Raw genomic sequence first — 26,410 nt, 5'->3', positions numbered from 1 at the left:
ATCAGCCGCCCCCCTGATTTGCGGCGATATGCGCCAGCACCTGATCGCGCGGGCCGTCCACTGCCATGCGGCCGTTTTGCAGGATCAAGGTCCGGCTGGTCAGCGTCAGGATCGGCATCCGGTGCGTGGCGATCACCGCAGTGCGCCCTTGCAGCCAGGTCTCCAGCCGGCTGACCAGCGTGCGCTCCAGCGTCTGGTCCAGCGCCGCCGTCGGCTCGTCCAGCAGGCAAACCGCCGGGTCTTGCAGCCATAGCCGCGCCCAGCCGATTGACTGGCGCTGGCCGTGACTCAGCCCGCCGCCACCGTCCAGAATTTCCAGATCCAGCCCCTTGGAATGGCCGCGCACAAACGGGCCCAGACCGGAAAATTCCAGCGCCTGCATCAGGCGCGCATCGTCGCGCTCCAGCAGGTTCAGGTTCAGGTTCTCGCGCAAGGTGCCGGTAAACAGGCGCACGTCCTGCCCCAGATATCCAACGCTGCGCCGGATGTCGCGCGGGTCGATCTGCGCCATATCGGTGCCGTCCAGCAAAATCCGGCCCCTGGTCGGTGCGTAAAGACCCGACAGAAGCTTGAGCAGGGTGGATTTGCCCGATCCGTTCGTGCCCAGAACCGCAACCGCCTGCCCGGCCTTCAGGTGAATCGCGGGAATATTTAGCGTCGGCGGCTCGCCTTCGGCATAGGCAAACTGCACCTCGCGCAGCTCGAACGCGCCCTCCAGCCGGTCGCGGCGCAGATAGCTGCGGCCGGCCTCGCGGTCCTGCTCGGCGTCGGCGATTGCCTCCAGCCCGTCGAGGGCGGATTTGACGTTGCCCCAACGCGCCATTGTGCCGGCAATCTGCGTCAACGGCGCCAGCGTGCGCGACGTCAGGATGCTGACCGCGATAATGGAGCCGACGGTGAACTGCCCGGCAAAGACCAGATAGGTGCAGGTGATGATGGCCGCGATATAGGTGGCCTGCTGCACCCCCTGGCTCCAGAATGTCAGGACCGACGCCAGCTTGCGCTGCTCGCTGGATTTGAGGGCGCTGAGCGTCGTCAGCTCGGCCCAGAGGCGGCGAAACCGATCCTCGGCGCGCTGGGTTTTCAGCGTGTCCAGCTCAAACACCGCCTCGTGCAGCAGGCGCGAGGATTTGGCCCCTGCCCCTTGGGTTTCCTGCGTCAGGCGGATCATTTTCCTTTGCAGGAAGAACCCCGGCACCACCATGATGATGCCGCCCGCGATCAGAACCCAGACGACATTGCCGGCGATGGATGCCACCAGAAAGATGAATACGAACAAAAACGGGATATCGGCAATCGTACCCACGGTTGATGCGGTGAAAAATTCGCGCACCGATCCAAATTCACGCATGGAGGAAAACAGCGCCGAAGGCGCGCGGCTGGCCTTGTCCGAGCGCATGCCCAGAATGCGCTCCATCAAAAGCGCCTGAACGCTGACCTCGATCTGGCGGCCGGCCCCGTCCAGCAGACGTGCGCGGGCGATTTTCAGAAAACTCTCCATCAGCAGCGCCAGCCCCGCGCCGATGGCCAGCACCCACAGCGTCGCGACCGACTGATGCGGGATCACGCGGTCATACACCTGCAAGCTGAACAGCGCGACCGCGACCGCCAGAATATTGGCCACGAACGACCCCAGCGCCACCTCGGCAAAGTGGCGGCGAAATTTGCGGAACTCGCCCCAGAACCAGTGGGGCGCCTGTTCCGGCGCGATATGGGCGCGCGACAATGCCTCGATCCGCGCCTCGGCGCGCACGACCACGCCGGTAAAGTAGGGATCGAATTCCCCCAGCCGGACCTCGGCCCGGCGGTCCGCGCGGGTGGGGTCAAAGATGGTCAGCGTGCCGCTCGACTGCGACAGCACAAGGATAAGCTGCCCGCTGGTCATCTGCGCCAGCGCCGGCCAGTCGTCGCCCGCCACGCCTGCCACCACGGACACCTCTGCGCGCATGCCGCAGGCAATCAGCGCATCGGCCAGCGCGCGCGGCTCCAGCGTGCCCTCTGCCCCGGTGCCGGCCCGCGTTGCCGCAGCCTCCAGCAGATCGCGAACGGGGATATCGACGCCCAGATACCCCGCATACGTGGCGGCAAGGCTGGCGCGCGTTTCGGCGCGGCTTGGCTGCGGCGGCTCTGCGGGCGCTTGGGGCGGCGCCGTGTCAGGCGCAGCGGCGCCGCCGACAACCGCTGTCAGCCGCCGCACCTTGCCGCTGGTGATGGATAATGTGGCGGGTGCATCGGTCAAATCCGGCTCCCGTCCGCCAAAAGCCCGGTCAGGCGGGCCGATGTCAGCCGCGCGCGGGCCAGTTCGTATTTCAGATCAAGGCGCGAAGTCTCGCGCGCGGCAAACGTCTCGTACACGCCGACGACGTCCATCACCTGCCGCTGGCCGCCATCGTATTGTTCCTGAAACAGGTCCAGATTGGCGCGGGCCTGCGCGGTCAGCGCCGCCGCCTCGCCCACCTGCCGCGACAAGGCGGCGCTGCGCTGCTCCAGCCGGCGCAGGACGCGCGCGGCGTCCTCTTCGGCCTGCGCGGTGCGGCGGGCGGCGGCGTCCTTTTCCATCTCGATTGCCTTCAGGCTGTCGCCGGTTCCCAGCCCCAGAAGGCCGCCGCCGACATTGATCGCCCCGTCCGTCACATCGCCCACCGTGCCATTGGCCGTGAGCCCCGGCAACAGGCCGGCGCGCTGCACGCGGGCCTCGGCCACGGCGCGGTCCTGCTCGGCCATGGCGCGCAGCACGGACAGCGCGCGCGCGTCCGGCAAGGGCGGAAGATCGGCCAGCCCGGTCACGTCGTCCAGCGGCATTGCGGCCATTGCGTTCAGCTCGGCCAGTGCCGTGCCGGCCGCCTCGGTGGCGGAGCTGAGGCTGAGGCGAATCTCGCCCAGCTTCTGATCCAGAACGCTCAGGTCCGACCGGTCCGAGACGCCGCCGCGCACCCGCTCGGACATGATCCACTCGAACCGCTGCATGTCTTTCAGCGTGCGCGCATCCAGCGCCGCGCGCTCGCGCGCCTCGGCCACATCAAGGTAGAGCGACAGCGCGGTGAAAATCCGCTCGTTCGTGTCATCGGCAAGGCCCACTGCGGCCACCTCGACATCGGCCTTGGCAAAGGCGCGCTCGGCCTTCAGGCGGCCATGATCGAACAGCACCTGCTCCAGCACCAGATTGGCGACCACATCGCTCAGGCTGGTCAGGCTGATGCTGGGGCCGATCTTGGGCAGCCAGTTCTTTGAGGCGGCTTCGGCGCGCAGACGGGCGGCGCGCAGCTCGGCCTCGGCAGTGCGGCTGTTGGCGGCAAGAACCGCGTCGCTGACACGCGCATAGGGGCTGCCCGGCGGCAGAACGCTCTGCCGGGTTTGCAGCGCGGCGATGATGGGCGATGCTGCGGCCTCGGCCTGCGCCGGGCTGGCGGCCTCGGCGCCGGGCGACGGCATGGCAAAGCGCGAGCTGGCCTCGCCCCCGCCCATGCAGCCGGCGACAAAAAACGCCGATGCCGCGACCAACGCCGCGCTGCCTGCCTTGCCTGCTATCCCCATGTCTGACGCCCCTGAATCCGGTAGCTTATTATTTTTGTTATAAATCAAATGGTGCGCAGCGCCCCGAACCGGGGCGCCGCGCGCTGTATCAGATCACGATATTGGTGATCTGGTCGTCCACCAGAATTTGCGTCGCATCGCCCAGCGTATAAACCGTATGCGCATCCCCATCGACCACAATGCTATCGCCGCGAGCGGCGCCGAGCATGGTGACAGTATCATCGGCGCCGCCCCGCACGACGACCGTATCGGTCGCATCGGACAGGCTTTCGACCAGTTCCTTGGTCAGGACCAACTGGCTTTGATCGCCAAAGCTGAGGTCGATGGTTTCGATCTGGAAATCGCCCAGATTGCTGTTGCCCAGATTGACGACATTCGTGTTCGTCTCGTCCAGAACCAGATACGTGCTGGAGGCGTTGCCCGCCGCGTCATTGCTGGTCACAACCAGTTGCGAGCCGTCCGCGATGGGCGCCGGCCTGCCTGCGCCATCCAGAAAATGATAGGATGTTTCGCCCAGGAAGGCGTCCGCGCTTTCGTAAAGGTCCATTTCACTGACGCTGCCGTCACCGGCCACCTTGTGAATAGCCACCGGATCATCCGGTGTGTCCAGCGTGACATAGCGATACCCGCCGCCCTGCCGGAAATACCCGACAACATCCGGTGTATCCGGCGCGATTGTGTCGATGGTCAGCGTCTCGCTGATGGTGCTGACGTTCAGCGCGTTATCGGTCGCGGTGATGGTCATGTCGAACATACCCGCAGCCCCTTCGACCTGCGGAATATCGGCGTCCGGGATGTCCAGCGTCCACGCCCCGGCTGCGGAGACCACCGCATCATAGGTTTTGCCCAGCACGTTCACCTGCACGGTCGAGCCCGGCTCGACCTGACCGGTCAGGGTGATGCCTGCCTCGGCTTCGGCCAGGTTCACCACCCGGTCATCGCCGAACAGATCGCGCGCGTGGCTCAGCGCATCGACTTGCGTATCGACCTGGAAGGTCTGGGTGACGCTGTCGACGTTGCCGGCGGCATCGCGGGCATCGACTTTGATCGCGGCATCATACTGCCCCTCGGGCAGCGCATTGGCCGGGAATGTCGCCGTCCAGTTGCCGTTACCGTCATATTCGACCTGGCCCTGAACGCGCGCGCTGTCGCCCACCCGGCCAATCGACACTTCGACGGTCGATCCCGGCTCGACTGTGCCGTTCACGTCAAAGCCCGCACGGTACAGATCGCCGTTGATAACCGAGGTCTGGTCCGTTGCCGTCACCAGCGGCGGGGTTGCCATGCTCAGATCGTCAACCACAGTGTCGACGCGTACTGTGGCGTCGACGCGCGCGCTGTTGCCCGCCGCATCGGTGATCGAGGCGGAGACATCCGGCGTGTGGGTGCCTTGCACGATTTCGTGCTGCTGATAGGTAGTCTGCCAGACATTGCCCAGCCCTGCCGTCACCTCATGCCTGACGCCGTCCAGCAATACCGTGACCAGCATCCCCTCCGGCGCGTCTCCGCTCACGATCACACCGGCCTCGGCCTCGGCGTAGTTGATGACACCGTCGGCGCCGCCGATCGCATCCGTCTCCAGCGTCAGAAGGCCCGCTTCGGTATCAATCTGAACCTGCGACGTAATCGTCTCGCTGTTGCCGGCCGCGTCTGTTGCGGTGGCGATCATCGTTTCGGTCCGGGTGCCTGCCGGGATCTGGCTTGCGTCAAAGCTGGCGGTCCAGCTGCCGTCACCCGCCACTTCGACCACGCCCGGAACACCGGCCAGCGTCACCTCGATCTGCATACCCGGCTCGCCCGTGCCGGTGACGGTCAGGCCCTCGGTCGCCTCGGCCGCGTTGATCACGCCGTCATCGCCGCCTGTGGTGCTGGTCTGGGTGAAGTCATTCAGAAAGGTGTCGACATGGATCTGGCCCGACGTCGTGGTGACGTTGCCCGCCGCGTCGGTTGTCGTGGCGCTGACGTCCATGTCCGTCTTGATATCGCCCAGCCCGCTGCCGTCAAACTGCGCGGTCCATTTGCCATCCGTCCCGGCGGTCACTGTCTTGTCTTCATCGTTGAAGGTCACGACAACCGTGGCGCCCGCCGTTGCGGTCCCGGTAATGTCGATGCCGCCGCTGGCCTCATTCCCGTTGACGGTGCCATCGCCTTCGATTTCGTCCAGATCGATGGCCAGGTCGTTGAAGACCGTATCAATCTGAACGCTATCGGTCACGGTAGTGGTATTGCCGACAGCGTCTTTCGCAACGACGGTCAGGTCCAGAACAACCTCGCCCTTTGGCAAAGCGCCGGGCTCATAGGTCACGGTCCAGTTGCCATCGCCGTCCACGACAGTCTCGCGCACGATATCGTCAACCGTGACGGTGATGCTGGAGCCCGGCTCGCCCGTTCCGGCGATATCGACGCCGTTTTCATACGCCTCGGCGTTGAACAGATCATCGGTGCCGACCGTGCCGCCTGTCAGCGCCGCATCGGGCGGCGTTGTGTCAACCTGAACCTCGGGGCCGGTCAGCGTGGTTTCGGTGCCGTCGGGTTCGCGCACGTCCACGACCACGTCGTGCGTTCCATCCTCGGGTAAATCATCCCCGCCAAAGGAGACGTCCCAGTAGCCGTCATCATCGGCGGTCGTCTCTTGTGTCTTGTCGCCCACCGTCACTTCGACGGTCGAGCCGGGCTCGGCATCGCCGGAAATATCCACGGAGGTGTTCGAGCCGTCCACGCCGTCACCGCCAACAATGATCGGCGCATCCTGGTCCACGCTTGACTGGATCTTTGTCGGGCCGGAGGGGCGCGCATGGTTGCCATCGCCGCCATCGCCGCCCATGATAGCGGCGCCGCCAACAACCGCCGCAGCCCCCGCCGCGCCCAGCCCCAGCAGACTGCTGCCGCCCAGGATGCCTGCGCCCAGCATCGACACAGTCTCATCCTCGCCGGTGGAATCGCTGGCCACTTCTGTGCCGCCCAGAAAGATCAGCTCGTCCGACGGGCTCCACTTGCTCCACTCGGCGGTGGGTCCGTATTGTGCATAAAGCGCGCCATCTCCGCCGTCGACCAGCACGACCTCGTTCAGGTAGCCATCCGCGCTGATGAACAGGCGCGTCTCGCCGCCAGCATCGGCAAAATAGTTGGTCAGCTCGATAACGCGGCCATCGGCCAGGGTGATTTCCAGGTCATTCCCGACGCGGGTATATCCACCGATATCGTCCTGCGTCAGGTTCAGGGAAACCTCATGCGAACCGCTGACATTGATGATGGAATTATTGCCGTCAATCGACACTTCGCCATGGGTTGACTCGCCCGTACGGGTACGGACAACGAACTTAATCGCTTTCATTTAAACACCGCTCTTCCTCAAAATGCGGCACTTTCTGCGCCGCTTATAATTGCATCAATAGCTACGCGAGGATGGCCGTGATCTCCAGAGTTTTTCGCCGCATCCTGGCCACGTTTTGGCCCGATTGTGGCAAAAGGCGCGCACCTTGGCGGATCAAAACTTTGATCCGGCGGGGCCTGCGGGACTTGGCACAGGCGCGCGGCCATGCCATGGATTACAGCGCGACAGGCCGCCACCGGGTCGCGTTTTTCACCGCAAACCAGCCAAGGGTTTTCCGCCAAAGGACGATTGCCAGTGTCACTTCCCCTCGATGATACATTGCTGTTGATGCGCTCGCTGATCGGCTTTCCGACCGTGTCCCAGGACAGCAACCTTGACATGATCGGCTACCTTGCCACCCGGCTGGAGGCGTCGGGCGCGCGGGTCGAAATCATGCAGGACGCGGACGGCAAAAAGGCAAACCTGTTTGCCACGCTCGGCCCCGAAGGCGACGGCGGCATCATCCTGTCAGGTCACAGCGATGTGGTGCCGGTGGCCGATCAGGAGTGGGCGACCGATCCGTTTCTGATGCACGAAGAAGATGGGCGCCTGTATGGTCGCGGTGCCTGCGACATGAAGGGGTTCATTGCCGCCACCATCGCCATGGCGCCCGCCTTTGCCCAGCGGATCACCAATCGACCGCTGCATTTCTCATTCACCTATGACGAGGAAACCGGCTGCATCGGAGCGCGCGATCTGGCGCAGGTGCTGACGGCGCGCGGGCTGAAGCCGTCGGTCGCGCTGATCGGCGAGCCGACGATGATGCGCGTGATCGAGGGTCACAAGGGCTGTTGCGAATACTCCACCCATTTTACCGGGCTGGCCGGCCATGGGTCCGGGCCTGATCGCGGTGTGAACGCGGTGGAATATGCCACACGCTTTGTCGCGCGGCTGCTGGAGCTGAAGGACACGCTACGCATGCGCGCGCCGCAGGGCAGCCGGTTTGATCCGCCATGGACCACCATCAACACCGGCGCGCTGATTGGCGGCGTGGCGCATAACGTGATCCCCTCAACCGCGCAGGTCGATTGGGAAATGCGCCCCGTGCAGCATTCGGATTTCACGCTGGTAAAGGAGGATCTGCACCACTACTGCACCGACATCCTGCTGCCCGCCATGCGCGCCGTCTATCCCGAGGCGGATATCCGCACCGAAACCATCGGCGAGGTCGAGGGCCTGATCCCCGCCGAAGTGTCCGAGGCGCGCGACATCATGATGGAACTGACCGGCGCCAACGGCGCGGACGTGGTGCCCTTCGGGACCGAGGCCGGCATTTTTCAATCCATGGGCATGTCCGCCATTCTCTGCGGTCCCGGCTCGATCGAGCAGGCGCACAAGGCGGATGAGTTTGTGACCATCGACCAGATGACGCAGTGTCTGGAAATGCTGGACCGGCTCAGCCTGAAGCTGGCCGCAACGTGATCACACCTGCCTGATCAGACCCGGCGGAACCGCAGGTAATGCGGCACGCGCCCCTCGCGCAGTGCCTTTTGCTCGTAGCGGGTGGCAATCCAGCCATCCCATGGCTTTCGCCAGTCGTCCGGCCCTTCGGCCAGCCATTCAAAACCGCAGGGCGGCACCTCTTCCAGCGTCTGGCGCACGTAATCTTCGATATCGGTGGCAATGCGCAACTCCGCGCCGGGGCGCATCACGCGCGCCAGCGGCTCCAGATGTTCGGCGGTGACGAACCGCCGGCGATGATGCCGTGCCTTTGGCCACGGGTCGGGATAGAGCAGATAGGCCCGGCCCACCGATGCCTCTGGCAGCACATCGAACAGATCGCGCGCGTCGCCCGGATGCACCCGCACATGCGGCTCGTCGATTTTGCGCAGCTTGGCCAGCAGCATGGCAACGCCGTTCAGGTACGGCTCGCACCCGATAAGGCCCACGTCCGGCTCGGCCACGGCCATATGCGCCAGATGCTCGCCCCCGCCAAAGCCGATCTCAAGCCACAGATCGCGGTCCCCGAACAGCGCCTTCAGATCCAGCTCTGTCCGCTCGGGGTTGACGTCCCATCCCACCGGGCCCGGCGACAGCCCTTGCAGATCCTCGTCCAGCAGCCGCTCCTGCGACTTGCGCAGGGCCTTGCCCTTGAACCGACCGTAGAAATTGCGCCAGGGCGCGCCCGATGGATGTTTGTCTATAATCATGGGCGCAGCCTGTACCCCGGCGCCGCCACTGGCGCAAGATCACCTGCATGGCAAAGACCGCGCCCAGCCGTGCGCGGTTCAGTCCGACAGCCTGATCGGACCCCATTCGGCATAGGCGTCACAGGGCGACGGGTTCTCAGGGTGAAACCCGCCGCCCAGATGGCGGATGATGCCCGCCACCGCGTTCAGCGAGGTTTGAACCGCCCCCTCCACCCATGCAGGCGTCCAGCTGACCCCGTCGCCGGCCATGAAGATGCCCCGCTCCTGCGGTGGCAGCGCGTCCTGCATGAAATGGCCGAACATGCGGTGATTATAGCGATAATGCCCCGGCAGCGCGCCCTTGAAGGCGCCCAGGAAATTCGGATCATCCTCCCAACTGACGGTGATCGGATCGCCGACGATATGCGCGCGGATATCGACATTCGGGTAGATATTGGCCAGCGAGGACAGCGCCAGCTCCACCCGCCGCTCCACCGGCAGCGGCAGCACCTTCAGCGCGTCGGTCATCCACGAATAGCTCAGGCAAATGACCGAAGGCTTGTCCGGGCCGTTATCGAACAGATAGGTGCCGCGCGTCATCCGGTCCGTCAGGGTCATCGACATCACGTCGCGGCCTGTTTCCGGGTCCTTGTCCTTCCAGAACGGACGGTCGACCATCACGAATGTCTTGGCCGATTGCATGTAGCGCGTGCGGTCCAGCGCCATCCACAGATCCTGCGCGAACAGCGATTCTTCGGTGTCGATCACGGTGGACAGCATGTGGCTCTGGCAGGTGACCAGCACGGCGTCAAACATCTCGGGGCGCTTCCACTGGTCCGTCACCTCGAAGCTGTCGCCCTGCCGCCGGATGCGCGTGACGCCCGAACGCGCCGCGCCGCCATGCAGCGACGACAGCGTGGTGCCGCGCGGCCAGTGGGCGATGGTTTCGGGCGCGTGGTTCCACAGCTTGTGCGGCACCTGCCCCACGCCGCCCACCATATAACGTTGATGATCGTCGCATTCGGTAACATTGACGCGCAGGATTTCCAGCATCGAATTCGGAAAATCCGAATCCCACCCGCCGGTGCCAAAACCGACCTGGCCGAACACCTCGCGGTGATGCCAGGACAGCGCCTGAAAGGCATCCGACGACGCGACGAAATCATAAAAGGTGCGCTCGTCCCACTGCTGGACAATCGGGTTCCAGATCTCCTTGATGCGGGCATTGTCGCGGTCGCGGATCGCCTGTTTCAGCGCGGTAAAGTTCGCGCCATCCTCCAGCGCCTTGTCATAGGCCTGTGCGACCTCGTGAAACAGCGGCGGCAGATCGGCCAGGGTTTCGGCGTAATGCGTCTTGCCCAAGAGGTCGATCACCGTCGATCCGGCGGCAGGCGTCAGCGGGTTGGGAAAGGGCTTGCTGTCGATCCCCAGCATGTCAACGTAATGATAGAACCCCGTCGACGAGACGGGAAAGCGCATGCCGCCCAGTTCGGCAATCACGCCATTCGACCCCTCGAAGCGTTGCGAGCGCAGGCGCCCGCCGAATTGACCGGCCTCGAACACCACCGGCCGCGCGCCCAGCTTCATCAGCTCGTAGGCCGCGATGATGCCTGCCGCGCCCGATCCGATGATCGCCACGCGGGCGCCGTGCGCGGTGTCTGGCAAATGGCCCAACCCCTTTGGGTGGGTGATCCAGTCATCATAGGCGAACGGAAAATCAGGGCCAAAGACCGATACTTTATTCATCGAGCATACCTTTTGCATTGGGGCCGCCATACAGCGCCGGACGGCGGTCGTTCAGATGGGTTTGGCGTGTGCGGCAGGCCGCAAGCGCGCCCCGGCTGAGATCGGCAAAAATCAGCTCCGGTTCCAGATCGGGCGCGCCTTGCGCCGCGCGGGCCAGATCGTTGCCATCGGGGCCGCATATGCAGGACAGACCGCCATAATCGAACGCGCCCTCGACGCCGGTATAGTTGGCATAGGCCACGAATACGGCGTTTTCCTCGGCGCGGGCCGGGACCAGCCGGGTTGCCACACTGTCAAACGGGCTCATATTCGCGGTCGGGACAAGGATCATATCCGCCCCTTGCAGCGCCAGCGCGCGGGCAACTTCGGGAAATTCGATGTCGTAACAAATGGCAAGGCCGACGGTCCAGCCGTTCAGCGTGAACACCGCCGGCAGCGCGGCGCCGGGGCTAAACTGGCTGCGGTCCACATCGCCGTAAAGGTGGGTTTTGTGATAGCGGCCCAGCTCGGCCCCCGCCGCATCCAGCGCGATGGCAGCGTTATAAGGCGCGCCCGGCCCCGGCAGCGCAAGCCCGGCGATGATCGCAATATCGTGGTCTATGGCAATGGATTTCATCCCCTCCACCAGCGCATCCGCCGATGCGGCCAGCGCGCGGCACTGCGCCGGGCCTATGTTATAGCCGCCCAGCGCCATTTCGGGCGTGATGATTAGATCGGCGCCATTGGCCCGCGCACGGCGCGCCGCATCCTTGAGCGCGGCCAGCGCCTGATGCGGGTCGTGATGCGGCGTGGTCTGCCAGACTGCGATCTTCAACATTGCGTCCTTTTTGCGCGATCATGCAATGAATTGGCCCGGCTTGGCAACGATAGCCACGCGCCCGCGCGCCGGGCGGGGTGTCAGCGCCGCACGAAACTGGCAAAGCGCGCCTCGACCAGGTCCAGAAACCGGCTGGCAATGCGCGAGGGGCGGCGCAGCGCGGGCAGCAGCAGATCATAGCGAAACGGCTGTTCGGGCGATAGCGGGCGCACGGTGACCCGGCCGGCAGCGGCAAAATGCAGTGCCGTCACAGGCTCGATGATCGACAGGCCGGCGCCCGCCGCGACCAGCTCGCAAATCGAGGCGGACAGCTGCGCCTCGGCCACGATGCGCGGGCGTGTGCCGCCTGCTGACAGGAACAGATCGGTTTCGCTGCGCGTGCCGATTTCAGCGCCCAGCGCAATGAATGGCGCGCCGTCGAAATCCGCCGGCTCCAGCACGTCGCGCTGCTCCAGCGGATGGCCGGGCGGCAGAACCGCCAGCATCGGCGCGGTAAAGATCGGCCTGCGCAGAACCGCCGGGTGATCGGTGTCCAGCGCGGCAAAGCCCAGATCGAACTGCTGCGAGCTGAGATGCCGCAGCACGGCGGGCGAGCTGCGCGCGCGCAGCGATACGGTGATGCCCGGCTCGGCCGCGATAAACTCGGCCATGACATCGGGCAGGAATTTCAGCGCCAGCGCCGGCATGCCCGCGATCATCAGACTGCCCTTGCGAAAGTCCCGGATGTCTTTGATCACGCGCGAGATTTCGGCCATGCCGACAAAGGATCGCTCAACCTCCTCGTACAGCGCCAACGCCTCGGGGGTTGGCACCACCTGCCTGCCGCGCCGCTCGAACAGATCGAACCCGGCGGCATATTCCAGATCGGCAATCAGCTTGCTGATCGACGGCTGCGTGGTGCCCAAGACACCGGCCGCCGCCGTAATCTTGCCGGTGTCGATCACGGCGCGGAAGGCTTCGATCTGGCGATGGGTCAGGCGCGACAACATGGTAAATACATATCCAAAACGAATGATTTTCACAAATATCACGATTATTCATATAAAGACAGATCTGCGATATGGAGGCAGGGAGGACCAAAATGGCGCAGACGGACGCGGATATCACCATCATCGGCGGCGGCATTGTCGGACTGTCCGTGGCGCTGGGTCTGTTACTGGCGGGGCGCCGCGTGCATGTGCTGGACGGCGCCGACAGTGATGCGCGCGCTTCGCAGGGTAATTTCGGGTTGGTCTGGGGTCAGGGCAAGGGCTGGAACTTTGCGCCCTACGCCAGCTGGACCGCCGACGCGCTGGCCGCATGGCCGGAATTTGCGCGAAAATTGTCAGACCTGTCCGGCATTGACGTGGCGCTGGACCAATCCGGCGGCTACGAATTTTTCACCGACATGGACGAGATGGACGAGTTCGCCGATATGCTGGCACAGCAGCAGCGGCACCTGGGCACCCGGTTCAGCCATGAGCTGCTGACCGGGGACGAGCTGCGCAGCCAGATGCCGGGCATCGGGCGCGACGTTGTCGGGGCCAGCTTTTCGCAGCGTGATGGGCATGTGAATCCGCTGCGCGTTCTGCGCGCGCTGCGCCGCGCGGTCGCGGCGGCTGGCGGGCGCGTCAGCATGGGCGCGCAGGTGGACCGTATCGCGCCCGCACACGGCGGCGGCTTTGATCTGGCCTTGAAGGATGGGCGCAGCATGGGGGCCGAGCGGGTGGTGCTGTGCGCGGGGCTTGGCGCCGCATCATTGGCGGCGGATCTGGGATTCATCACGCAGATCCGGCCCCAGCGCGGCGAGCTGCTGATCACCGAGAAACTGGCAGACCGCTTGCCTTTCCTGTCCAGTACCATTCGGCAGGTGGATGAGGGCGGCGTTCAGATCGGCGGCACCAAGGCGGATGCAGGTATGGATGACAGCGAAACGCTGGACGTGATGGCCGGCCTCGCGCGCCATGCGGTCACGGTATTTCCGGCGCTGGCGAATGTGCGCGTGGTGCGGGCATGGGGCGCGCTGCGCGTCATGTCGCCCGATGGCTATCCGGTCTATGCCCGCTCGTCCCGGCATCCGGGCGCCTGTCTGGTCACATGCCACAGCGGCGTGACGCTGGCCTCCCTGCATGCCTCTGTTCTGGCCGATTGGATAGACGAAACGGCTGCGGCCCCTGATCTGGAGGCATTCGATGAAAATCGCTTCGCGCTTTCAAGCGTCGCCTGAATCGGGCGCCGTCCAATTTCAATACGACGGCGAGACGCTGACCGCCCCGGCCGGCATCCCGCTGGCTGCGGCGCTGTTGGCGCATTCGGGCGGCTTCTCGCGGCAGACCGCAGGCGGCCATGACCGCACGGCGTTTTGCATGATGGGTGTCTGCTTTGACTGTCTGGTCGAGGTGGACGGCATCCCGAATACCCAGGCCTGCATGACACCGGTGCGCGGCGGCATGGTGGTGCGCCGCCAGATCGGCCTGCGGCGGCTGAAAGGGGGCAGCGATGTCTGACTTTGATCTGATCACCATCGGCGCGGGACCTGCCGGCATGTCGGCGGCGCGCGTCGCGGCAGAGGGCGGCCTGCGTGTCCTGCTGCTGGACGAGCAGGCCCGGCCCGGCGGACAGATTTACCGCAACGCCGGCCAGACCCGCGATGCGCGCGCATGGCTGGGGGCGGAGTATGCCGCAGGCGCGCGGCTGGTCGATGCGCTGGAGCATCCCGGCATCACCGCCCGGTTCGGCGCAACGGTCTGGCGTCTGGACGCAGGGCCGCGCGTGGTCTGGTCCGAGGGCGGCGCCAGCCACAGCGCCCGCGCGCCGCATATCTTGCTGGCGGGCGGCGCGCAGGAGCGGCCCGTGCCCTTCCCCGGCTGGACCCAGCCCGGCGTGATGACAGCAGGCGCCGCGCAGATATTGATGAAAACCGCCGGGATGCTGCCGCGCGATGCGGTGCTGGCAGGCTCTGGCCCGCTGCTTTATCTGGTGGCGGCGCAGATGATCGACGCAGGCGCGCCGCCCAAGGCGCTGGTTGAAACGCAGACGCCCCGGATGATGCTGCGCGCCCTGCCCCATCTGCCAAAGGCGCTGTTTGCGGCGCGCACGTTGCTGAAAGGGCTGGGCCTGATGGCCAGGATACGCAAGGCCGGCGTGCGGCGCTATACAGCCGCCACAGACCTTGCCGCCGATACCGAGACAGACGGCACGATCCGGTTTTCCTTTCGCTCGGGCGGGGCGCAGCACAGCCTGACCTGCGCGCTGGTGCTGACGCATCAGGGCGTGATCCCCTCCACCCATATCAGCCGCGCGGCGGGCATCGCGCACACGTGGAACGCGGCGCAGGTGGCGTTTAAGCCCGTACATGACATCTGGGGCGCCACAGACCGGCCCGGTCTCTATGTGGCTGGCGACGGTGCGGGCATCGGCGGCGCGGATGCCGCCACCGCCGCCGGGCAACTGGCCGCGCTTGATATTCTGCGCAGCGCCGGGCGCATCAGCGCCGACGCCCGAAATCAGCGCGCGGCGCTGCCCCGCGCCACGCTGTTCCGCGCCCGCGCCATCCGCCCGTTTCTGGATGCCGCCTACGCGCCCAGCGCCGAAACCCTGTCCCCCCCGGACGAGACAATCATCTGCCGCTGCGAGGAAATCACCGCCGGCGCCGTGCGCCAAAGCGTCAAAGAAGGCGCGCAAGGCCACCGCCAGATCAAAACATCGTTGCGCGTTGGCATGGGCGCGTGCCAAGGTCTCATGTGCGATGCGACGGTGCGCGGTGTCCTTTGCGACGGCAAATCGGCCTGTATGGGCCGGATTGCCCCACCACGGGCGCGCACACCGATCAAGCCGATCACCTTGGGTGAATTGGCCGCGCTGACCAACGACTGCAAGGAGACAGCATGAGCGAGCCCGCAGCACTGAAGATCGACGATCTGCACAAAAGCTTTGGCAGTCACAAGGTTATCAAGGGCGTGTCGATGGAGGCGCAAAAGGGCGAGGTCATCGCCATTCTGGGCGCCTCGGGATCCGGCAAAAGCACATTCCTGCGCTGCATCAACCTGCTGGAGACGCCCAATTCCGGCGACATTTATCTGGCCGGGGAAAAGATGCGCATGACCAAAAACCGCCACGGCGATACGGTGCCCGAGGACATCCGACAGGTCGAGCGGATGCGCGCCCGGCTGGCGATGGTGTTTCAGGGCTTTAACCTGTGGTCGCACATGACGGTGATGGAAAACGTGCTGGAAGGCCCGCTTTACGTGCAGAAAACCCCCAAGGCGGAGGCGCGCGAGAAGGCAAAGGCGCTTTTGGCCAAGGTGGGTCTGTCGGACCGCGCCGATTACTACCCGGCGCATCTGTCCGGCGGCCAGCAGCAGCGCGTTGCCATCGCGCGGGCATTGGCGATGGACCCCGACGTGATGCTGTTCGACGAGCCGACCAGCGCGCTGGACCCCGAACTGGTGGGCGAGGTGCTGGGCGTCATGCGCGATCTGGCCGACGAGGGCCGCACCATGCTGGTCGTCACCCACGAGATGGGCTTTGCCCGCGATATATCCACCAAGACCGTTTTTCTGCACAAGGGCGAGGTGTGCGAAGAAGGCCCGCCCGCGCAGCTGTTTGCCAACCCGCAAACCCCCGAATTTCAGGCGTTTCTATCGCGCATGAATTAACGAACCACCAACAGGAGAAGTAAAAACAATGATCCGCAGAACCATTTTGACAACAGCCGCCGCTGCCGCACTGGCCGCATTTACCCTGCCTGCCACTGCGCAGGACACGTTGCGCATCGGGGTCGAGGGCGCCTACCCCCCGTTTTCGTCCACCACATCGGACGGGTCGCTGGTCGGCTTTGACATCGAAATCGCCCAGGCGCTCTGCGCCGAAATGCAGCGCGAATGCGAGCTGGTCCAGCAGGAATGGGACGGTATGATTCCCGCGCTCAAGGCACAGAAATTCGATGCCATCGTCGCCTCCATGTCGATCACCGAAGAGCGCAAGCGCCAGATCGATTTTTCCGAAAAGTATTACCAGACCCCTGCCCGCGTTGTCGCGCCCAAGAGCGCCGATTTTGAAGGCACCGCCGAAGGTCTGGCCGGCAAGCGTATCGGCGTGCAGCGCGGCGCGACGCACCAGTGCTATGCGGAAAAGGCGTTTCCGGATGCTGAAATCGTGCTTTACGGCACGCAAGATGAGGTGTTCCGCGATCTGGCGCTGGGCCGCATCGACGCGCAGCTGTCCGACAGCCTGATTGCCAAGGAAGGCTTCCTTGATACCGACGCGGGCGCTGACTACGCGTTCCTCGGCGGCGATCATCTGGATATCGAATGCTATGGCGAAGGCGTCGGCATTGCCGTGCGCAAGGGCGACGAAGAGCTGCGCGATGCGTTCAGCGCGGCGATCCTGGCCATCCGCGAGGACGGCACCTATGCCGAAATCAACGACAAATTCTTTGAATTTGACATCTATGGCGGTCGCCCCGCCGGCCAATGATCTGAACCACGCAGTCGGGGCGGCGCACCGCCGCCCCGACGTTTTGCAAAGGGGCGCTGAATGGACCTGATACTGGAATACCAATCCCAGTTGATCGACGGAACGCTGATGACGATCAAGCTGGCGCTGACGTCGCTGGTCATCGCGCTGCTGTTCGGCCTCCTGGGCGCGTGGGCAAAACTGTCCTCCAGCCGGCTGGCGCGGCGTGTGGCGGGGGCCTACACGACCATCGTGCGCGGCATTCCCGATCTGGTGCTGATCCTGCTGGTGTTCTATGGCGGTCAGGTGACGCTGAACAATATCGGCGTGATGACCGGCCTCTGGGGCTATGTCGAGGTCAGCCAGTTTGCCGCCGGCGCCTGCACCATCGGCGTGATCTTCGGCGCCTATTTCACCGAAACTTTTCGCGGTGCCATCATGGCCATCCCCCCCGGCCAGATCGAGGCGGGCATCAGCTGCGGCATGTCCAGATCGCTGATTTTCCGCCACATCATCTGGCCGCAAATGGTGCGCTATGCGCTGCCCGGATTTACCAACAACTGGCTGGTGCAGCTGAAGACAACGGCGCTGGTGTCGGTGATCGGGCTACAGGATCTGGTCTATAACGCCTTCACGGCGGGCCGGTCCACCGGGCAGCTGTTTACCTTCATGGCGGCGGCATTCGTGATCTATCTGGCGCTGACCGGCATATCGGATCTGGCGCTGCGCGCGCTTGAGCGGCACTACAGCCGCGGTGTGGTGAGGGCGCGATGATGGAAACGATACTGGCCTGGATCCCGTTGGACATCGCGCTGATCGCGGAGAATTTCGACCGCTTCATGTATGGCGTGTGGATCACGCTGAACCTGACATTTCTGGCGCTGCTGCTGGGCGGGCTGCTGGCCATTCCCATGGCGATTGCCCGCGCGTCAAAGCATCCCATATTCAACCCTCTGGTGCAGACCTACACCTATGTTTTTCGCGGCACGCCGCTGCTGGTGCAGACCTACCTGATTTACTACGGGGTGGGACAGTTCGACGTGATCCGCAACAGCTGGTTGTGGGATCCGATCCTGTCCTCGGCGTGGTGGTGCGCGCTGATCGCGTTCACCCTGAACACCGCCGCCTACACGACCGAGCTGCTGCGCGGCGCCATCGCCGACACCCCGACCGGCGAGGTCGAGGCCGCCATCGCCACCGGCCATTCCTATCGCAGCCGCATGCGGCGGATCATCCTGCCCTCGGCCTTTCGGCGCGCCATCCCGGCCTATTCGAACGAGGTTATCTTCATGCTGCACGGGTCGGTCATTGCCAGCACGATCACGCTACAGGATATCCTGGGCGTCGGGCGCTGGCTGAACGGGCGCTATTATCTGGCCTATGAGGGGTTCATCACGGCGGCGGCGCTGTATTTCCTGATCGTTTTGTGCATCACATGGGCGTTCCGCTGGTTCGAGCGGCGTTACTTGCGCCATCTGGTCCGCCGGACCGAAAGCGCGGACACAGATACGCCGCCCGCCCCCGCCACCTGAAACTGCCTCAGCCCAGCGGTTGCCAGACGCCGCTGTCCAAGAAGCGGGCGATCTGATCGCGGTAGGGTTCGGGCGCAATGCCCCGGTCTGCCAGCCAGCCCGCGTCATAATAGCTGGTGCCGTAGCGGTTGCCATCGTCGCAGATCACCGACACGATCGCGCCCGTCTCCCCGCGCGCCTGCATCTGCGCCGCGATCCAGCACAGCCCGTAAAAGTTCGTGCCGGTCGAGGCGCCGACCCGGCGAAACAGATGGTCCGACAGCGCCATCATCGCGCCGACGCTGGCCGCATCGGGCACTTTCAGCATGTGATCGATCACGCAAGGCAGGAAAGATGGCTCCACCCGCGGGCGGCCGATTCCCTCGATGGCCGAGCCATGTTCGCCCGTCAGGGCGCAATCGTCGCTCAGGTAATTGTCGTAGAAAACCGAGTTTTCGGGGTCCACCACGCATAGCCGCGTGTCATGCCCCTGATAGCGGATCAACCGCCCCAGCGTGGCCGATGTGCCGCCGGTTCCGGCGCTCATCACGATCCAGCACGGCACCGGATAAGGCTCCTGCGCCATCTGGGAATAGATGCTTTCAGCGATGTTGTTGTTGCTGCGCCAGTCTGTTGCGCGCTCGGCATAGGTGAACTGGTCCAGATAATAGCCGCCGGTTTCTGCGGCGATCTGGCGGGCGGCGTCATAGACCTGCGCCGGATGCTCCACCAGATGCGAGCGCCCGCCATAGCGCGCCACCGCCTCGATCTTGCTGGCGGAGGTCGAGCGGGGCATGACGGCGACGAAATCCAGCCCAAGCTGGCGCGCGAAATATGCCTCGGATACGGCGGTGGAGCCTGACGACGCCTCGACCAGCGTGGTGCGCGGGCCGATATGGCCGTTGCACAGCCCGTAAAGGATCAGCGACCGCGCCAGCCGATGTTTCAGACTGCCGGTGGGATGGGTGCTTTCGTCCTTGAGGTAGATCTCAAGCCCCGCCAGCGCGGGCAGTGACAGCCGGATCAGGTGCGTATCGGCCGAGCGATGCGCATCACGGTTCAGCAGCGCAATCGCATCGCGCACCCAGCGCCGCGCGTCATCATCGCGCGGGCCAAGGCCGCCATAGCCAAAACAGCGCCCGGTCGTCTCGCTTCGGTCAGGTAAATGCGTCATGCGGCCAGTAATATAACATTTGCCGTGCCGGGCCAGCCGAAAAGGCGCCGGGCTGGAACGGCGCGCTTGCCGCCGGCATGATAGGGACGTAGCACGGGGGGGGGGGCAGCCCTTGCGCAGCCCCGTCCCATGCCCCCTTGCCAGAGTGATGCCAGAAATGCCGCTACGCTACACGCTCAGACAACTGGAGTATTTCGTCGCCGTTGGCGATACCGGCAGCATCGCGGGTGCGTCGCAGCAGGTGAACGTGTCGCCCCCGTCGGTATCGGCCGGCGTGTCGCAGCTGGAGGAGGAGCTGGGCGTCCGGCTGTTTATCCGCCACCATGCCCAAGGGCTGACCCCCACAGCCGCCGGCCGCCAGCTGCTGGCGCATGCGCGATCGGTGCTGCAACAGGCCGGCGCGCTGCGCGATATGGCCGGCGATCTGTCGGGCAGCGTGCGCGGGCCGCTGGCCATCGGATGCCTGAACACCTTTGCGCAGATCGTTCTGCCCGGATTGCGGCGCAGCTTTGTGGATCTGCACGCCGATGTGCGCATATCCCAGATCGAGGCGGATCAATCGGGACTGTTCAGCCTTCAGCGGCAGGCCAAGATCGATCTTGCCCTGACATATGATCTGGACCTGCCGCGCGATCTGGCGTTTGACCCGATCGTTCAGCTGCCGCCCATGGCGGCGCTGCACGCGGCGCATCCCTTGGCAGACCTGCCTGCGATTTCAATCGACCAGCTGGCGCCGCATCCGATGATCCTGCTCGATCTGCCCCACAGCGCCGATTATTTCCTGTCGCTGTTCACCGATAGCGGCCTGCGCCCCAACATTGCCGAACGCACGCGCGATATGGCGGTGATGCGCGGGCTGGTCGCCAATGGCTTTGGCTACGCAATCGTCAATGTGCGCCCGCGCGGCGATCTGGCCCCGGATGGCAAGCCGATCCGCTTTGTGCCGCTGGCCGGCCAGTTGCGCGCCATGCGGCTGGGTATCCTGACCAGCGGCGGCGCGGGCCCCACCCAGCTGCAACAGGCCTTCGCCCGCCACGCGCATGGCTGGATCGAACGCCATGCGCCTGACCTTCTGGGGCGGGTGTCACCGCCCGGTTGACGGGCAGGCCAGATCGGCATGCAGGCGGTCCATCATGGCATCGCACAGACCCAGCTGCGCCAGGTCAAGGTACTCATCCGCCTTGTGACCCTGCCCCGCCATGCTGCCGGGGCCGCAAACAATGGTGGGAATGTCCAGCGCGGCAAGAAACCCCGCCTCGGTGCCGAACGCCACCTTGGCCGGATCATCCGCGGTCAGATCATCCGCGCCGGCCAGCCGCGCGGCGCGCTGCACCGCCGGGTGATCGGGCGCGATTTCCAGACCGGGATAGGTGTTGGTGGTTTCAATCTCAATCCGGACCTCGGAATGGCGGGCGCGGTACGGCGCACAGATGCGATCCGCCGCGCAGGCCAGCCGGGTCTGAAACTGCTCCAAGGTATCCTCGGGCAGGTGGCGCAGCTCGAACGTGATGACAGCGCTATCTGCCACGATATTCAGCGCCGTGCCGCCCTGAACGGTCCCGGCATGCACGGTGGAATACGGCACGTCATAAGCGGCATCGCGATGGCCTGACGCCTGATAATCGGCCTGAATATCGCGCAGCGCAGTGATGAAATCGGCCGCCAGATGCAGCGCGTTGACATAGCTCGGCGCCAGCGCCGAATGGCCCGCAACGCCGTGGCACGTGGCGCGCAGCGCCGCCTTGCCCTTGTGCCCGGTGGCGGGCCGCATCATTGTCGGCTCTCCGACGATGCACAGATCGGGCGCCCAATTCAGACGCTCCAGCGCCGGCATCATCTTGCGAATGCCCTGGCAGCCGATCTCTTCGTCGTAGGATATCACCATCATCAGGGGCGCGGCCAGCGCCGCCGCATCGACCCGCTGCGCCAGCGACAGCATGGAGGCCAGAAACCCCTTCATATCGGTGCTGCCGCGCCCGTAAAGCCGTCCATCGGCGCGCGTCATCTGAAACGGCGGGCGCGCCCATGCCTGCCCGCAGACCGGCACCACATCACTATGGGCCGACAGCAACACGCCGCCCGCGCCAACCGGCCCGATGCGCGCGACCAGACCGGATTTGGCCTGCACCGGATCGGGGATGCGCTGCGTCGTGAAACCGGCGGCGTTCAGCAGCCCCTCTGAGTAGTCAACCAGCGCCAGATTGCTCTCGGCGCTGACTGTCGGGAACGCGATCAGCCGTTCAAGGATGTCTGTGGTCGCTGTGTAGGCGGTCATTCTGCGGCCGGCTCCGTGATGTTGCGGCGATCTGTCGGCGTATCCCGGCCACGCGCCGCGTTTCAATCGTCGCCCGGCACACCGTAGGAGGGCGCCGCGCGCGGGTCCAGCGCCCGCTGGACATAGGCCTCCAGCTGCGGCTTGTAGATGTCCCACGCGGTCGCGATCGCCTCGATCGGGCAGTCTTGGGTCCAGTCGCAGCGCAGGTCGGCAACGGGCCATGCCACCCGGTCCGCGATCTGCATCCCGGCGGAATGGACCGGACCGGCCTCGCCCCCCGCCGCAAGGCCCGCGCGCATCGCGGCAATCAGGCGGTCGCCGATATGACCGGTGGCCGACAGGTAGCCATCCACAATCGCCTGCGGCACGCCGTCATTGGCCAGAAGGTTGCCGCCCGAGGCGACATTTTCGCCTTGCGCCTGCGTCCAGATCCCCAGCGAATTTGGCCCCGAATGAATGGCCGTGCCGCCCGCGTCATCGACGGCCAGCACCTGCCGGTATTCGGCAAATCTGGCCTCGGACACCATTTTGGCAATCGCGTCCCCGGCGCCCAGCCCGCCCTGCATCAGGGTCAGCACAAGCGGCCCCAGCGCCGGATCCGTGACATTCTGCGACGCGACCGCGCCGACGCCCGCGCGCGTGAAGGCGCAGCGCGCCGCGACCGCCGGCGAGGACGAGGATATGGCGACGCCGAACATGCCGGTATCGGCGCAGCGCGCAACAAGCGAAAAGGTCATGCGCCATACCCTTCGGGAATGACCGCCGTGCCGTCGATTTCCACCAGCCATTCGGGCCGCGCCAGCGCCTGCACCACCAGCCCGGTCGAGACCGGATGCACCCCTTTGATATATTCGCCCATGGTGCGATAGACCGCCTCGCGGTGGCGCACATCGGTGATGTAGACCACCACCTTGACCAGATGGGCCATTTCGCCGCCGGCCTCCTCGATCAGCTGTTTGATGTTCTGCATCACCTTGTGGGTCTGCTCGGCCGGATCGTGGCTGTCGATATTGGCGGCATCGTCCAGGTTCTGCGGGCATTGGCCACGCAGCCAGACGGTTTTGCCGCCTTGGGTGACGACCGCCTGGCACAGGTCATTGTCCAGTCTCTGCTCGGGGTAGGTATCGCCGGTGTTGAACTTGCGAATGCGGGTATGGGCCATTGTGATGTTCCTTGGGTTATTCGGCGGCAGGTTGCACGACGGCAGCCTCGCCCTCGTAGCGCTGATAGGCGCGCTGAATTTCGATCTGATCCGCGATATGTCTGGCATCGTGCCACACGCCCCATAGGAAGGACGAGCCGCGTCGCGATTGCCATGGCAGGCCAAGGAAGTAGACATCGGGTTCCACCGACGATCCGCGCTGATGGATCGGCGCGCCCTGCGCGTCGAACGCATCCAGCTTGAGCCAGCTGAAATCCTGCCGAAACCCGGTTGCCCAGATGATCGCGCTGACGCCCTCGGCGGCCAGATCGAGCGCGCGGACAGGGTCGGTCAGGCAGGCCGGATCGGGATACACCGCCCGCGCTGCGGGGTCTTCGGGCAGGTCGATCCCGGTGCGCGCGACATAGGCATCGGCCATGTCCAGCACGCTGGTATAATTGGCATCGCCCGCGGCGATATTGCGCGGCAGGTCGTCGTCAAATTGCAGGATGCCGTCCGCGTAGCCGCTGGTGCGTCCGGTCAGGATCACCCCCTCGCCCGTCAGACGTCGGAAATCCATCGTCTGACCGCCGCGCGCGCCGCTGACCGAAATGGTCACATGTTCGGTGCCCGGCTGCGGCGCGGCCATGTCCCACAGGCCCAGAACACCCAGCCACCACACATTGTCGCGCCCCCGGTAGCGGCGCGGCGGGCGGTCATGCGGGCCGACTGACAGGAACACCTTGCGCCCTGCCCGGTTCAGCTCGTCCGCGATCTGCGCGCCGGAGGAGCCGGCGCCGACCACCATGACCGCCCCGTCGGGCAGCTGATCGGGGCTTTTGTAGTGGAAGGAATGCAGATGCTGGACCGGCGCCGTTTCGGGCAGGATCGGCGGGATGACCGGGTGCTGAAACGCGCCGGTTGCGGCAACGATGCGCTGCGCCTCGATCTGGCCATCGCTGGTGGTGACCAGAAACCCGCCGGGACCGTCCAGCCGCGCCGCAGACAGCACCTCGACCCCTTCGCGGATCGGCGCGCCGATCATCGCGGCATAATCCACCAGATACTGCGCCATCCGGTCCTTTGACACAAAGGCATCGGGGTGGCAGTCATCGAATGCCATACCCGGAAAGCGGTCATGCCAGGCCGGGCCGTTGGCAACCAGATTGTCCCAACGTCCGGTGCGCCATGCCTCGGCTGTGCGGTTCTTTTCGATCACGATATGCGGGACGCCCGCGCGGCCCAGATGCTCGCTCATCGCGATGCCGGCCTGTCCGCCGCCGACAATCAACGTGTCCGTTCTTTCCCTCGGCATGCCAGCGCCCCTTTCGATCCGATTGCCTGCGCGCTGCCCGCAGGCATTGCATTTCGGCCTTCATAGGCACGGTGCGATGCGTGGGAAATTACAAATTGCATCATCATTGCTTAGGACCAGCCTAAACCGCCGGCGCGCGAGGAATGGCTCAGCCCGGAAAGCTCCAACCGTCGTGATCGATCCGGAATATGCGAACCGGTGCGCCGGTTTGCGCCGTGTCTGCGCGCAGCCGGTAGATGGCGCGCTGGCGCATTCCGAAATTGGTGAAATCGACGTTCACCGTGATCATGCCGCGCAGCATGGGCTGATCGGCGTCGGGGACGATGCGCAGGATGCTGCCCTGAAAATCCTGCGCGTCATAGAGCAGGTCCGCGCCGCGCCCCGCAAGCGCCGGCACGAGGTCGGCAAAGAAATACCGGGATGCCAGCGGTGCGGCGAACGGGTTCTGCCCTGCGCCGCGCTGCGACGCGAACGCGGAGTAAAGATCGCTGACCAGATAGGCGGCATCGTCGATCAGCGGATCGCCGATGGTCTGAACGACGTCCGATGTGGGGCCGATATCGGGTGCGCTGACCGGCTCCAGCGCGTCCTCCATCAAAAACCGCTGGGCCACCCAGCCGGCCTTGCTGAAATCGCGGCTGCGCATCAGGCACCAGCGCGGCGGCAGGTTGGCGCGCTGCGCATCGCTCAGCTGGTGGGCGATGGCCGGGATCAGCAGCGGAACGCATGTGATCTGCTCCAGCCCGCGCGCATCGGGGGCGAACTGGCCGATCACCAGATAGTCCGTCCCCGGCCCCATCCGGATGTTCAGCACGTCATCGGCGGCCACCCCGGTCACGCGCCATGCGTCCGGTCCGTGGCCGTCAATTTCGGCGCGCGCCGGCAACGCGCCAAGCACCAGTGCAAAAGCGGCGGCAATGAACGCATGTCCCCGCATCACTTCACCTCGATCACTGACCGCCCGAGCAGGCTGCGCCCGGCGATGTCGAGAAAGCGGATTTCGTAGAGGCCGGGCGCATCCGGCATGACCAGATCCATGGTTTTGCCGTCCCCCACCTTCTGGGCGCTGACCCAGCCAAAATCCGGCTGATCCTTGCGGGCGACGGAAATCCGCTGATCCGTGCTGTCGGTTCCGCCGGTCCATGTGACGGTGATGGTTGCGCCGGGGCTGGCGGTCTCGGGAACGGACAGACCGGCACCATCGTCAAGCGGCGCATCAGGTGCGACCACCTCCAGACCCGCCGTGGCAAGCGTTTTGCCGCCCACGTTCAGAACATAGCGGATCTCGAACAGGCCCTGTTCGGCTGGAGCGGTCAGTTTACCTTCGGTCGTCGTATGCGTGCGGATATAGCCGTCATGGCTGCCCTCGGGCGCGCCTGCGGGAACGATGGTGATGTAATCGTTCGGATTGACGACGTCAGACCAGCTGATTTGCACAGGCTCCCCTGCGCGGATCACGGACGGGCCGGTGACGGTGATTTGCGCCTCAACCACCTCAACGGGGGCGCTGGCCAGCGTGCGCTTGCCCTCGTTCAGCACATAGCGCAGCTCGTAAAGGCCGACCTCGGCGGGGGCGGTCAGGCGGCCCTCGGTCTTGTCGCCGACGCGGATATAATCGCCATGCGTGCCCTCGTCTGCGCCCATCGGGACGATGGTGACATAATCACGGGCATGGACGTTGCCCGACCAGCTGAGCTCAAACGCTGCGCCGGTGGTCACGGTGGCGGGGCCGGAAATGCCGACCTCGGCTGCGACCACCTCGACCTGCGCGGTCGCCAGCGTGCGCTTGCCCTCGTTCAGCACATAGCGCAGCTCGTAAAGGCCGACCTCGGCGGGGGCGGTCAGGCGGCCCTCGGTCTTGTCCCCGACACGGATATAATCGCCATGCGTGCCCTCGTCTGCGCCCATCGGGACGATGGTGACATAATCACGGGCGTGGACGTTGCCCGACCAGCTGAG

At 65.1% G+C, this 26,410-nt stretch carries 23 protein-coding genes; 9 read left to right on the top strand and 14 right to left on the bottom strand.

All coding sequences use genetic code 11. From position 1 onward, the window contains the following. Position 1 precedes the first annotated feature (1 nt). From DQ230_RS11945 to DQ230_RS11935, 3 genes are all read right to left on the bottom strand, one after another. Positions 2–2,239 (bottom strand): ATP-binding cassette domain-containing protein, encoded by a 2,238-nt coding sequence (locus tag DQ230_RS11945; RefSeq protein ID WP_238987512.1) that lies wholly within the window; start codon positions 2,237–2,239, stop codon positions 2–4. Then, positions 2,236–3,534: a TolC family protein gene (locus tag DQ230_RS11940; protein ID WP_238987511.1), complete on the bottom strand. Its 1,299-nt coding sequence runs from the start codon at positions 3,532–3,534 to the stop codon at positions 2,236–2,238. Before DQ230_RS11940 ends, DQ230_RS11945 begins: the two co-directional genes overlap by 4 nt. A gap of 88 nt (positions 3,535–3,622) precedes the next feature. Continuing rightward, positions 3,623–6,868 (bottom strand): Ig-like domain-containing protein, encoded by a 3,246-nt coding sequence (locus tag DQ230_RS11935; protein WP_113912856.1) that lies wholly within the window; start codon positions 6,866–6,868, stop codon positions 3,623–3,625. 327 nt (positions 6,869–7,195) lie between these two features. Here DQ230_RS11935 and argE (DQ230_RS11930) point away from each other — a divergent pair, with 327 nt between their 5' ends. Further along, positions 7,196–8,329 carry an acetylornithine deacetylase gene (gene argE / locus DQ230_RS11930; protein ID WP_420820890.1) on the top strand — a complete coding sequence of 378 codons (1,134 nt, stop codon included), beginning with the start codon at positions 7,196–7,198 and terminating at the stop codon, positions 8,327–8,329. Between the two features lie 14 nt (positions 8,330–8,343). Here argE (DQ230_RS11930) and trmB read toward each other — a convergent pair whose 3' ends face one another. From trmB to DQ230_RS11910, 4 genes are all read right to left on the bottom strand, one after another. After that, the gene (trmB, locus tag DQ230_RS11925; protein ID WP_113912854.1) at positions 8,344–9,057 is read right to left on the bottom strand and encodes a tRNA (guanine(46)-N(7))-methyltransferase TrmB; all 714 of its coding nucleotides are present in this window, start codon (positions 9,055–9,057) and stop codon (positions 8,344–8,346) included. A 78-nt stretch (positions 9,058–9,135) separates the two neighbouring features. Next, positions 9,136–10,782, bottom strand: a complete 1,647-nt coding sequence (locus DQ230_RS11920) for a flavin monoamine oxidase family protein (protein WP_113912853.1) — start codon at positions 10,780–10,782, stop codon at positions 9,136–9,138. Further along, complete coding sequence (locus DQ230_RS11915; protein ID WP_203228060.1) at positions 10,775–11,599, bottom strand: nitrilase-related carbon-nitrogen hydrolase; 825 nt, start codon at positions 11,597–11,599, stop codon at positions 10,775–10,777. Before DQ230_RS11915 ends, DQ230_RS11920 begins: the two co-directional genes overlap by 8 nt. An 80-nt stretch (positions 11,600–11,679) precedes the next feature. Beyond that, complete coding sequence (locus DQ230_RS11910; protein ID WP_113912852.1) at positions 11,680–12,630, bottom strand: LysR substrate-binding domain-containing protein; 951 nt, start codon at positions 12,628–12,630, stop codon at positions 11,680–11,682. Between the two features lie 50 nt (positions 12,631–12,680). Between DQ230_RS11910 and DQ230_RS11905 the strand changes: the two genes are divergently transcribed. The 7 genes from DQ230_RS11905 to DQ230_RS11875 are packed head-to-tail and all read left to right on the top strand — an operon-like array spanning position 12,681 to position 18,567. Beyond that, the gene (locus DQ230_RS11905) at positions 12,681–13,805 is read left to right on the top strand and encodes an NAD(P)/FAD-dependent oxidoreductase (RefSeq protein WP_113912851.1); all 1,125 of its coding nucleotides are present in this window, start codon (positions 12,681–12,683) and stop codon (positions 13,803–13,805) included. Continuing rightward, positions 13,771–14,085 carry a (2Fe-2S)-binding protein gene (locus tag DQ230_RS11900; RefSeq protein WP_113912850.1) on the top strand — a complete coding sequence of 105 codons (315 nt, stop codon included), beginning with the start codon at positions 13,771–13,773 and terminating at the stop codon, positions 14,083–14,085. Before DQ230_RS11905 ends, DQ230_RS11900 begins: the two co-directional genes overlap by 35 nt. Then, the gene (locus tag DQ230_RS11895; protein WP_113912849.1) at positions 14,078–15,469 is read left to right on the top strand and encodes an FAD/NAD(P)-dependent oxidoreductase; all 1,392 of its coding nucleotides are present in this window, start codon (positions 14,078–14,080) and stop codon (positions 15,467–15,469) included. The genes DQ230_RS11900 and DQ230_RS11895 overlap by 8 nt, the downstream gene beginning before the upstream one ends. Beyond that, positions 15,466–16,236, top strand: coding sequence for an ABC transporter ATP-binding protein (locus tag DQ230_RS11890; protein WP_113912848.1), 771 nt, complete (start codon positions 15,466–15,468; stop codon positions 16,234–16,236). Before DQ230_RS11895 ends, DQ230_RS11890 begins: the two co-directional genes overlap by 4 nt. A 28-nt stretch (positions 16,237–16,264) precedes the next feature. Further along, positions 16,265–17,056, top strand: a complete 792-nt coding sequence (locus tag DQ230_RS11885; protein WP_113912847.1) for an ABC transporter substrate-binding protein — start codon at positions 16,265–16,267, stop codon at positions 17,054–17,056. Positions 17,057–17,116: 60 nt separating this feature from the next. Then, the gene (locus DQ230_RS11880; protein WP_203228059.1) at positions 17,117–17,809 is read left to right on the top strand and encodes an ABC transporter permease; all 693 of its coding nucleotides are present in this window, start codon (positions 17,117–17,119) and stop codon (positions 17,807–17,809) included. Next, positions 17,806–18,567, top strand: coding sequence for an ABC transporter permease (locus tag DQ230_RS11875; RefSeq protein WP_113912846.1), 762 nt, complete (start codon positions 17,806–17,808; stop codon positions 18,565–18,567). The genes DQ230_RS11880 and DQ230_RS11875 overlap by 4 nt, the downstream gene beginning before the upstream one ends. A 7-nt stretch (positions 18,568–18,574) precedes the next feature. Here the strand turns inward: DQ230_RS11875 and DQ230_RS11870 are convergent, their stop codons facing one another. After that, positions 18,575–19,720: a PLP-dependent cysteine synthase family protein gene (locus DQ230_RS11870; protein WP_113912845.1), complete on the bottom strand. Its 1,146-nt coding sequence runs from the start codon at positions 19,718–19,720 to the stop codon at positions 18,575–18,577. A gap of 157 nt (positions 19,721–19,877) precedes the next feature. Between DQ230_RS11870 and DQ230_RS11865 the strand changes: the two genes are divergently transcribed. Next, entirely contained in the window at positions 19,878–20,819 is a 942-nt protein-coding gene (locus DQ230_RS11865) for a LysR family transcriptional regulator (protein WP_113912844.1), read from the top strand. On the opposite strand, the gene argE (DQ230_RS11860) is transcribed toward DQ230_RS11865, so the two are convergent. The 6 genes from argE (DQ230_RS11860) to DQ230_RS11835 form a co-directional block, all read right to left on the bottom strand. After that, entirely contained in the window at positions 20,805–21,995 is a 1,191-nt protein-coding gene (gene argE, locus DQ230_RS11860) for an acetylornithine deacetylase (RefSeq protein ID WP_113912843.1), read from the bottom strand. The genes DQ230_RS11865 and argE (DQ230_RS11860) overlap by 15 nt on opposite strands. Positions 21,996–22,057: 62 nt before the next feature. Then, complete coding sequence (locus tag DQ230_RS11855) at positions 22,058–22,732, bottom strand: DUF1028 domain-containing protein (RefSeq protein ID WP_113912842.1); 675 nt, start codon at positions 22,730–22,732, stop codon at positions 22,058–22,060. Beyond that, positions 22,729–23,157 carry a RidA family protein gene (locus DQ230_RS11850; RefSeq protein ID WP_113912841.1) on the bottom strand — a complete coding sequence of 143 codons (429 nt, stop codon included), beginning with the start codon at positions 23,155–23,157 and terminating at the stop codon, positions 22,729–22,731. Before DQ230_RS11850 ends, DQ230_RS11855 begins: the two co-directional genes overlap by 4 nt. A 16-nt stretch (positions 23,158–23,173) precedes the next feature. Next, on the bottom strand, positions 23,174–24,451 hold the full coding sequence (locus DQ230_RS11845) for a flavin-containing monooxygenase (protein WP_113912840.1): 1,278 nt from the start codon (positions 24,449–24,451) through the stop codon (positions 23,174–23,176). A gap of 148 nt (positions 24,452–24,599) precedes the next feature. Next, a complete protein-coding gene (locus DQ230_RS11840; protein WP_113912839.1) occupies positions 24,600–25,388 on the bottom strand; it encodes an SH3 domain-containing protein in 789 nt (262 codons plus the stop codon). Further along, on the bottom strand, positions 25,388–26,410 hold a 1,023-nt coding region (locus DQ230_RS11835), incomplete at its 5' end, for a hypothetical protein (RefSeq protein ID WP_203228058.1). The genes DQ230_RS11835 and DQ230_RS11840, both read right to left, overlap by 1 nt.

The sequence above is a fragment of the Roseovarius dicentrarchi genome (assembly GCF_003316635.1).
Taxonomy (GTDB): domain Bacteria; phylum Pseudomonadota; class Alphaproteobacteria; order Rhodobacterales; family Rhodobacteraceae; genus Roseovarius; species Roseovarius dicentrarchi.
Note: the sequence above shows the minus strand (reverse complement) of the source record. Positions and strands in the feature narration are given on the sequence as shown.

Bases quoted from the DNA above. Each gene is read 5' to 3' on its own strand.
- DQ230_RS11940 (WP_238987511.1), bottom strand. From the start codon at position 3,534: ATGGGGATAGCAGGCAAGGCAGGCAGCGCGGCGTTGGTCGCGGCATCG.
- DQ230_RS11935 (WP_113912856.1), bottom strand. From the start codon at position 6,868: ATGAAAGCGATTAAGTTCGTTGTCCGTACCCGTACGGGCGAGTCAACC.
- argE (WP_420820890.1), top strand. From the start codon at position 7,196: ATGCGCTCGCTGATCGGCTTTCCGACCGTGTCCCAGGACAGCAACCTT.
- trmB (WP_113912854.1), bottom strand. From the start codon at position 9,057: ATGATTATAGACAAACATCCATCGGGCGCGCCCTGGCGCAATTTCTAC.
- DQ230_RS11920 (WP_113912853.1), bottom strand. From the start codon at position 10,782: ATGAATAAAGTATCGGTCTTTGGCCCTGATTTTCCGTTCGCCTATGAT.
- DQ230_RS11915 (WP_203228060.1), bottom strand. From the start codon at position 11,599: ATGTTGAAGATCGCAGTCTGGCAGACCACGCCGCATCACGACCCGCAT.
- DQ230_RS11905 (WP_113912851.1), top strand. From the start codon at position 12,681: ATGGCGCAGACGGACGCGGATATCACCATCATCGGCGGCGGCATTGTC.
- DQ230_RS11900 (WP_113912850.1), top strand. From the start codon at position 13,771: ATGAAAATCGCTTCGCGCTTTCAAGCGTCGCCTGAATCGGGCGCCGTC.
- DQ230_RS11895 (WP_113912849.1), top strand. From the start codon at position 14,078: ATGTCTGACTTTGATCTGATCACCATCGGCGCGGGACCTGCCGGCATG.
- DQ230_RS11890 (WP_113912848.1), top strand. From the start codon at position 15,466: ATGAGCGAGCCCGCAGCACTGAAGATCGACGATCTGCACAAAAGCTTT.
- DQ230_RS11885 (WP_113912847.1), top strand. From the start codon at position 16,265: ATGATCCGCAGAACCATTTTGACAACAGCCGCCGCTGCCGCACTGGCC.
- DQ230_RS11880 (WP_203228059.1), top strand. From the start codon at position 17,117: ATGGACCTGATACTGGAATACCAATCCCAGTTGATCGACGGAACGCTG.
- DQ230_RS11875 (WP_113912846.1), top strand. From the start codon at position 17,806: ATGATGGAAACGATACTGGCCTGGATCCCGTTGGACATCGCGCTGATC.
- DQ230_RS11870 (WP_113912845.1), bottom strand. From the start codon at position 19,720: ATGACGCATTTACCTGACCGAAGCGAGACGACCGGGCGCTGTTTTGGC.
- DQ230_RS11865 (WP_113912844.1), top strand. From the start codon at position 19,878: ATGCCGCTACGCTACACGCTCAGACAACTGGAGTATTTCGTCGCCGTT.
- argE (WP_113912843.1), bottom strand. From the start codon at position 21,995: ATGACCGCCTACACAGCGACCACAGACATCCTTGAACGGCTGATCGCG.
- DQ230_RS11855 (WP_113912842.1), bottom strand. From the start codon at position 22,732: ATGACCTTTTCGCTTGTTGCGCGCTGCGCCGATACCGGCATGTTCGGC.
- DQ230_RS11850 (WP_113912841.1), bottom strand. From the start codon at position 23,157: ATGGCCCATACCCGCATTCGCAAGTTCAACACCGGCGATACCTACCCC.
- DQ230_RS11845 (WP_113912840.1), bottom strand. From the start codon at position 24,451: ATGCCGAGGGAAAGAACGGACACGTTGATTGTCGGCGGCGGACAGGCC.
- DQ230_RS11840 (WP_113912839.1), bottom strand. From the start codon at position 25,388: ATGCGGGGACATGCGTTCATTGCCGCCGCTTTTGCACTGGTGCTTGGC.